Source organism: Paracraurococcus ruber, from assembly GCF_004353985.1.
Lineage (GTDB): Bacteria > Pseudomonadota > Alphaproteobacteria > Acetobacterales > Acetobacteraceae > Paracraurococcus > Paracraurococcus ruber.
In genome coordinates this window covers 24,204-31,851 of record NZ_SMOA01000056.1, presented here as the reverse complement: position 1 = coordinate 31,851, position 7,648 = coordinate 24,204, and the positions used below count along the sequence as shown (strand labels likewise).

At 73.9% G+C, this 7,648-nt stretch carries 9 protein-coding genes; all 9 read left to right on the top strand.

Features of this window, described 5'->3' with window-relative positions:
- Positions 1-102: 102 nt before the first annotated feature.
- The 9 genes from lpxK (at position 103) to E2C05_RS12815 (ending at position 7,605) form a co-directional block, all read left to right on the top strand.
- Positions 103-1,092 (top strand): tetraacyldisaccharide 4'-kinase, encoded by a 990-nt coding sequence (gene lpxK, locus E2C05_RS12850; RefSeq protein WP_133220039.1) that lies wholly within the window; start codon positions 103-105, stop codon positions 1,090-1,092.
- 13 nt (positions 1,093-1,105) lie between these two features.
- Complete coding sequence (locus tag E2C05_RS12845; protein ID WP_133220036.1) at positions 1,106-1,996, top strand: lysophospholipid acyltransferase family protein; 891 nt, start codon at positions 1,106-1,108, stop codon at positions 1,994-1,996.
- A 296-nt stretch (positions 1,997-2,292) separates the two neighbouring features.
- Entirely contained in the window at positions 2,293-2,901 is a 609-nt protein-coding gene (locus tag E2C05_RS12840; protein WP_133220035.1) for a TetR/AcrR family transcriptional regulator, read from the top strand.
- A complete protein-coding gene (locus E2C05_RS32985) occupies positions 2,892-3,116 on the top strand; it encodes a hypothetical protein (RefSeq protein WP_158292094.1) in 225 nt (74 codons plus the stop codon). Before E2C05_RS12840 ends, E2C05_RS32985 begins: the two co-directional genes overlap by 10 nt.
- Entirely contained in the window at positions 3,113-4,150 is a 1,038-nt protein-coding gene (locus E2C05_RS12835) for an efflux RND transporter periplasmic adaptor subunit (RefSeq protein ID WP_158292093.1), read from the top strand. Before E2C05_RS32985 ends, E2C05_RS12835 begins: the two co-directional genes overlap by 4 nt.
- A complete protein-coding gene (devC, locus tag E2C05_RS12830; RefSeq protein WP_133220033.1) occupies positions 4,147-5,436 on the top strand; it encodes an ABC transporter permease DevC in 1,290 nt (429 codons plus the stop codon). Before E2C05_RS12835 ends, devC begins: the two co-directional genes overlap by 4 nt.
- On the top strand, positions 5,436-5,801 hold the full coding sequence (locus E2C05_RS12825) for a hypothetical protein (protein ID WP_133220032.1): 366 nt from the start codon (positions 5,436-5,438) through the stop codon (positions 5,799-5,801). Before devC ends, E2C05_RS12825 begins: the two co-directional genes overlap by 1 nt.
- On the top strand, positions 5,798-6,502 hold the full coding sequence (locus E2C05_RS12820; protein ID WP_133220031.1) for an ATP-binding cassette domain-containing protein: 705 nt from the start codon (positions 5,798-5,800) through the stop codon (positions 6,500-6,502). Before E2C05_RS12825 ends, E2C05_RS12820 begins: the two co-directional genes overlap by 4 nt.
- A 77-nt stretch (positions 6,503-6,579) precedes the next feature.
- Positions 6,580-7,605 carry an amino acid ABC transporter substrate-binding protein gene (locus E2C05_RS12815; RefSeq protein ID WP_133220030.1) on the top strand — a complete coding sequence of 342 codons (1,026 nt, stop codon included), beginning with the start codon at positions 6,580-6,582 and terminating at the stop codon, positions 7,603-7,605.
- Positions 7,606-7,648 lie beyond the last annotated feature (43 nt).

Below are 7,648 nucleotides of genomic sequence, written 5' to 3'. Positions count from 1 at the left end.
CGGCGCGGCCGACCGGACCTGCCGGCGGCCGCCGGGCCGGCGGCCGGGAGCGAGGCCGCGGCGCCGCCCGGCCATGACGATGCGAGGACAGACCCAGGCGTGATCCGAGCCCCCGAGTTCTGGACCGGCGATGGCCGGGGCGCCGTGCCCCTCCTCCTCTCCCCCATTGCGGCCATCTATGCCGCCGCCACCGCGCGGCGGATGCGCCGGCCGGGCTGGCAGGCGCCGGTCCCCGTCCTCTGCTGCGGCAACGCCACGGCCGGCGGCGCCGGCAAGACGACGGTGGCGCTCGATCTCGGCCAGCGGCTGGCGAAGCGCGGCGTCGCCGTGCATTTCCTGCTGCGCGGCTATGGCGGCACGCTGCAGGGCCCGTTGCGCGTGGACCCGGCGCGGCATGACAGCCGGGCGGTGGGGGATGAGGCGCTGCTGCTGGCGGCCGAGCGCCCGGCCTGGATCTCGGCCGATCGCGGCGCCGGCGCCCGCGCCGCGGTGGAGGGCGGGGCGCAGACGATCGTCATGGATGACGGGCTGCAGAACCCGACCCTGGCGAAGGACCTGTCGCTGCTGGTGATCGACGGCACCTACGGCTTCGGCAATGGCCGCGTCATCCCGGCCGGGCCGCTGCGGGAAGCCCCGGCCGCCGCCGCCGCCCGCTGCCGCGCCGCCGTGCTGATCGGGGAGGACGAGACGGGCGCCCTGGCGCAATTGCCGCCGCGGCTGCCAGTGCTGCGCGCCCGGCTGGTGCCGGGGCCGGAAGCGGAGCTGCTGGCGGGCCAGCCGGTCTATGCCTTCTGCGGCATCGCCAACCCGCGCAAATTCTTCGGGACATTGCAGGAGGCCGGGGCGGTGCTGGCCGGCCGCCTGCCCTTCGCCGACCACTACCCCTATGACGAGGGGGAGCTGCGCGACATCCTGGCCGAGGCCGACCGGCTGCGGGCCATTCCCGTCACCACCCGCAAGGATTTCGTCCGGATCCCGCCCGCCTTCCGCAGCCGCGTCACCGTGGTGACGGTGCGGCTGGAGTGGGAGGAGACGGCGGCGATCGAGGCGCTGATCGACCCGCTGGCGCAGCGGGTCCCCGTGCCCGCCTGACCCTGGCCGGCCCATCCTGCGCCGCCTGCAATTCGCCCTGGAACGGGCGGCCGTTCACCTGCTGCTGGCGCTGGCGCGGGCGCTGGGGCCGGTGCGCGCCTCCGATGCCGGCGGCTGGCTGGCGCGCAGCCTGGGGCCCTGGCTGCCCGTCTCGGCCGTCGCGCGGCGCAACCTGGCCCGCGCCCTGCCGGGTCTGGACGCGGCGGCGCGGCGGCGCGTGCTGCGCGGCATGTGGGACAACCTGGGCCGCACCATCGCCGAACTGCCGCACCTGCCGGCGCTTCACTGGGAGATCGAGGGCGCGGAGCACCTGGCGCCCATCGCCGCGGCGGGCGGGCCGGCCATCCTGCTCAGCGGCCATATCGGGAATTGGGAGGTCCTGCCCCCTGCCCTGGACCGCCTCGGCATCCGCATGGGCAGCATCTACCGGGCGGCCGACAACGCCGCCGTGGATTCGCTGGTGAACGGGCTGCGGGCGCGGGCGGTGGCGGGCGAGCCGCTGCCGCTCTTTCCTAAGGGGGCGCAGGGGGCACGGGCGGCGCTGCGCTTCCTGTCCGGCGGCGGCGTCCTGGGCATGCTGGCCGACCAGAAGCTGAACGACGGCATCGCCGTGCCGCTGCTGGGCATCCCGGCCATGACGGCGCCGGCGCCGGCCCAGCTGGCGCTGCGCTTCCGCTGCCCGGTCATCCCGGGGCGCGTGCAGCGCCTGGGCGCCTGCCGCTTCCGCCTGGTGGTCGACCCGCCGCTGCCGCTGCCCGACCTGCCCGACCGGCAGGCGGCGATCCGGGCGCTGACCCAGGCGATCAATGACCGCCTGTCGGACTGGATCCGGGAGAGGCCGGCGGAATGGCTCTGGCTGCACCGGCGCTGGCCGGACCCGCCGACACATCCCGGCCCGGCCTGAGCACCCCGGGCCGCGATCAGGCCTGGGCGCTGGCGAACCGGCGCGCCGCCACGCTGCGCGGGGCGGGGACGTCCGGGGCGGTCCGGTCCGCGACGGACACCCGACGCAGCCCAAAACTACAACACGATCAGTGTCTTGGGCGACCCACAGGCTGGCATGGCCGGGCAGGCCGCGGTTGCCCGCCGTGCCTTGGGCCAGGCATCCGCCACCATCGGGCCTGGCCTTGTCATTGGCCCTTCGCAATTCTGTACCGGCTGGACGGTTGACATACCGTCCAGCCGGTATAGTTAGAGGGCATGAGCGCTAGCCCAGCAACGACCCAGGCTACGGCCCCCCCTTCACCGGCACCGCATGATGCCCGGACCCGGATCCTCGATGCCGCCGAGGCGATCGTCCGGGCCCGCGGCGTCGCCCATCTGACGCTGGAGGCCGCGGCGCGGGAGGCCGGGGTCTCCAAGGGCGGGCTGCTCTACCACTTCGCCTCGAAGGAAGCGCTGATCACCGGCCTGCTCGGCCGCATGGCCGAGTTCATGCGGCAGGATTTCGAGGCGATGGTCGCGTCCCAGCCGGAGGGCCCCGGCCGCGTCGCCCGCACCATGCTGGCCTGGGCCTTCGAGATGGCGCCCGAAGCGATCAACGAACGCTGCGACCGCGCCGCCGCCGTCTTCCTGGCCGCCTTCCACCACGACCCCGCCCTGCTGGACCCGATCCGCGCGGTAATCGCGCAGATGCGCCGGACGCTGGCGACGGACGGGCTGGCGCCGGGCGTCGGCGGCATCGTCATGGCCGCCGGCGACGGGCTGTTCATGGCCCGCATCTTCGGCCTCTACACCCCGACCAAGCAGGAGCGCGACGACATGCATGCCGCCCTCTCCCGCCTGCTGGTGGCCCCGCCATGCGGCTAGGCCCCGTCCTGCTCGCCGCCGCCGGCGTGATGCTGCTGGCCGGCGCCGCCGCCGCCGCCACCCAGGCCGGGCCGGCGCCGCCGGCCTGGCTGGGCGCCATCGCCGCCATGCTCGGCTGCCCGGATGGCTGGGACGCCACCCTGATGGCCCGCGACGCGCTGGACGAGGCGGAATTCGCCGCCGCGCTCGACCCTTCGAGCGAGGCGGGCGAATGAGCCGCAGGGCCCTGCTGCTGGCGGGGCTGGTCCTGGCCGTGGCCGGGGCCGGCGCCCTGTTCTGGACCCGCGACGGCACGGCCGACCGCGCCGCGCCGGTGGCGGCCGCGCCGGCCCAGCCGGTCGGCGTCGGCGCGCTGGGACGGGTGGAGCCGGCGTCCCGCATCCGCAAGCTGAACCAGCCCGGCGGCTTCAACGTGGCGCGGCTGGACCGCCTGCTGGTGGCCGAAGGCGACCGGGTGGAGGCGGGGCAGCTTCTGGCCGTCTTCGCCGATGCGGTGCAGCGCGATGCCGCGGTGGCGCAGGCCGAGGCGCAGGTGGCGCAGTCCCGCGCCTCCCTCGCCCGCATCCGCGCCGCCGGCCGGCCGGAGGAGATCGAGGCGCAGCGCGCCCGCATCCAGGCGCTGCAGGCGGCCGAGGCGAGCGCGCGGCGGGAGGCGGAGCGGGCCGAGGCGCTGCTGCCCTCCGGCGCCGGCAACATCGCCGCCGCCGAGCGCAACCGCTTCGCCGCCAGCCGCGCCGCGGCCGAGCGGGCCGAGGCGATCGCCGTGCTCGAGCGCCTGCAGCGGCCGCGGCCGGAGGACCTGGTGGTGGCCGAGGCCGAGCTGGCGGCGGCCGAGGCGGCCCTGCTGAAGGCGCAGGCCGATGCCACCCTGTCCCGCGTTGCCGCGCCGATCGCCGGCACCATCCTGAAGATCTATGCCCGCCCCGGCGACCAGGTGGGCAATGACGGGCTGCTGGACCTGGCCGACCTGTCCGCCATGGATGTCGTGGCCGACGTGTTCGAGACCGACGTGCCCCGCCTGCGGTCGGGCGCCCAGGCCGAGGTGGTGGTGCCGGGCGAGAGCCGGCGCTTCGCCGCGACGCTGCGGGAGATCGGCTGGCAGGTCCGTCGTACCACCCAGGCCGGCACCGACCCGGTGGCGGCGGTGGATGCACGGACGGTCGAGGTGCGCCTCACGCTCGGCGAGGAAGGCCGCGCCGTGCTGGAGCGACGCAGCAACATGCAGGTGCAGGTGGCGATCCGGCCATGAACGCGCATGCCCGTCATCCGCCGGTCCCGGCGGCGACGCCCGGTTACCTTCCCTGGGCGCCGGAGCTGACCGGGGAGCCGTCGCCCCCGCCGGTGGCGCGCAGCCCGCGCCGCATCGACCCCGCCGCGGCGCTGTGGCTGCCGGCGCGGCTGGCCTGGCGGCAGCTGCGGGCGGAGAAGGCGCGGCTGTTCTCCGCCATCGCCGGCGTGATGTTCGCCTGCGTGCTGGTCTTCATGCAGCTGGGGTTCCGGTCGGCGCTGTTCGACAGCGCCACAGCGCTGCTGGCCAGCTTCCGCGCCGACCTCTACCTGATGCATCCGCTGACGGTGGTGAGCTTCAAGCCGGAGACGCTGCCGCGGGTGCGGGCCAGCCAGGCGCTGGCCCTGCCGGAAGTGGCGCAGGCCGTGCCCGTCTACCTGGCGCAGGCGACCTGGCGGAACCCGGTCAACGGCACGCGCCGGCCGATCCAGCTGGTCGGCTTCGACCTGGAGGCGGGGGTGATGGACTTTCCCGGCCTGGCGCCGCTGATCCCGGCGCTGAAGCAGCCGGACACCATGGCCTTCGACCTGCGGTCGCGTCCGGAATTCGGCCCGGTGCCGGCGCTGCTGGCCGATCGCGGTCCCTTCCAGGCGCAGGTGGCGAACCGGCGAATGGAGGTGGTCGGGCTGATCGAGATCGGGCCGTCCTTCGGCGCCGACGGCAATGTGGTGATGTCGGAGACGAATTTCCGCCGGCTGGTGAAGGAACGCCTGGTCAGCCAGGTGGATCTGGTCGCCATCAAGCTGGCGCCCGGCGCCGATCCCGCCGCCGCCGCGGCGCGGCTGCGCGCGGTGATGCCGCCCGACGTGCGCGTCTTCAACGGCCGCGAGCTGGTGCAGTTCGAGCGCGACTACTGGGAGGAAGCGACGCCGATCGGCTTCATCTTCATGTTCGGCAGCATCATGGGACTGATCGTCGGGATGGTGATCGTCTATCAGATCCTGTTCAGCGACATCGCCAGCCACCTGAAGGAATACGCCACGCTGAAGGCGATGGGCTATTCCAACTTCTACCTGGGCCGCGCGGTGCTGTCGGCGGCGCTGATCCTCGCCGTGCTCGGCTTCCTGCCCGGCTTCGCGCTCTCCACCGCGCTCTACGACTTCGTCGGCAAGGGCACCTTCCTGCCGCTGGAGATGGATGCGGAGCGCGCGCTGGGCGTCTTCGCCATGATCTTCACCATGTGCGCCACGGCCGGGCTGCTGGCCATGCGCAAGCTGCGGGACGCCAACCCGGCGGACATGTTCTGATGCGCATCCCCCCTCTCCTGTTCGGCTGCATCGGCTTCGGCGCGGTCTTCGCCGCCTTCGCGGTGCCGCTGCTGGAAGCGCTGCCGGACGGCGGCACGGCGGCGGCGCTGCGCCTGGCCGGCCTGGCGCTGCTGGCGCTGGCCACCGGGGTCTGGCTGGCGGCGCGCGGCGGGCCGGTGCCGCGCGGCGCGACCGTGACGGTGCTTGTGCTTGAGCTCGCCTGGGTTGGCGCCAGCCTGGCGCTGCTGCTCGGCCTCGGCCCGGCGCTCAGCACGCCGGGCTGCGCGCTGGCCGGCTTCGGCCTGGCGCTGGCCGCCGGCTTCCTGCTGCTGGAGGCGCTGCCGCCGCGGCGGACCAGGCCATGACGGCGCCGGTCGAGATCGCCGGCCTCGGCTACGCCTATGGCGAGGGCGAGCTGCGCCGGCCGGTGCTGCGCGACATCGCCCTGACCCTGGCGCCCGGCGAGATCGTGCTGCTGACCGGCCCATCCGGCAGCGGCAAGACCACGCTGCTGACGCTGATCGGCGCGCTGCGGGCGATGCAGGAAGGGCGCTGCCGCGTGCTGGGGGAGGAGCTGCTCGGCGCGTCCGAAGGGCAGCGCGTGGCGCTGCGCCGGCGCATCGGCTTCATCTTCCAGCAGCACAACCTGCTGGGCTTCCTGACCGCACAGCAGAATGTCGCCATGTCGATCGAGCTTGACCCGGCGACGTCCGAGCGGGCGCGGCTGGAGCGGGCGACGGCCATGCTGGCGGCCGTCGGCCTAAGCGACCGCGGGGCCAGCCGGCCGGCGCAGCTTTCCGGCGGGCAGCGGCAGCGGGTGGCGGTCGCGCGGGCGCTGGCCGGCGACCCCGGGCTGATCCTGGCGGACGAGCCGACCGCGGCGCTGGACCGGCAATCCGGTGGGGAGGTGGTGCGGCTGCTGCGCGACCTGGCGAAGCGGCGCGGCGTGCCGATCCTGCTGGTGACGCACGACCCGCGCATCCTGGACATCGCCGACCGCATCATCGCGATGGAGGATGGGCGGATCGTGCCCACGAAACAGGCAGAAGCCGTTCCAGCGCCCTGATTCGCCGGCGGACCGAGATTGACCCCCGGCCGCTTCCCCGCACAGTGTCCCGTTTTCTGGACGAAGGAACCGGGATCATGTTCGGACGAGTCCTGCTGGCCGCGGCGGCGCTGGCCGGCGCGCTGCTGGGCGGCGGCGCCGCGCAGGCGCAGCAGACGCTGGAAGCGGTGAAGGCCCGCGGCCAGCTGGTCTGCGGCATCCATACCGGCATCGCCGGCTTCGCCCTGCCGGACAGCCGCGGCGCCTGGCAGGGGCTGGACGTGGATCTCTGCCGCGGCCTGGCGGTGGCGATCTTCAACGATGCGTCCAAGGTGCGCTTCGTGCCGCTGAGTTCCTCCACCCGCTTCACCGCGCTGGGGTCGGGGGAGGTGGACGTGCTGTTCCGCACCAGCACGCAGACCATGCTGCGCGACGTCACGCTCGGCCTGCGGCATGCCGTGACCTATTTCTATGATGGCCACGGCTTCATGGTGAAGGCGAATGCCGGTATCACCAAGGCCGCGGAGATGGCGGGCGCGACCATCTGCCTGATCCAGGGCACGACGAATGAGCAGGTGACGGCGGACTACTTCCGCAGCATCAACCAGCGCTTCCAGCCCGTGCTGTTCGAACGCACGGACCAGGCGGTGGCGGCGCTGGTCGCCGGCCGGTGCGACGCCTTCGGCACGGATGCCTCGCAGCTGGCGGGCGCCCGGTCCTCCATGCCCAACCCGAAGGACTGGACCATCCTGCCGGAGCGCTTCAGCAAGGAGCCCTACGGTGCCTATGTCCGGCGCGACGATCCGCAATGGTTCGACGTGGTGCGCTGGTACACCTATGCGCTGATTGAGGCGGAGGAGCAGGGCGTGACCCGCGCCAATGCCGAGGAGATGCGCCGCAGCAGCCAGAACCCGAACACCCGCCGCCTGCTGGGCGTGACGCCGGAACTGGGGGAGGCGCTGAAGCTGGACCGCGCCTGGGCCTTCAACATCGTCCGCGCCCTGGGGAATTACGGCGAGATCTACAACCGCACCATGGGCCCCGACACGCCGGTGGGGCTGGAGCGCGGCCCGAACGAGATCTGGACCAAGGGCGGGCTGCTGTACGCCCTTCCCCTTCGCTGACTCGAGGGTTCCAAGGGCCTTTCGGCCCCTGGCGGGTGAGGGA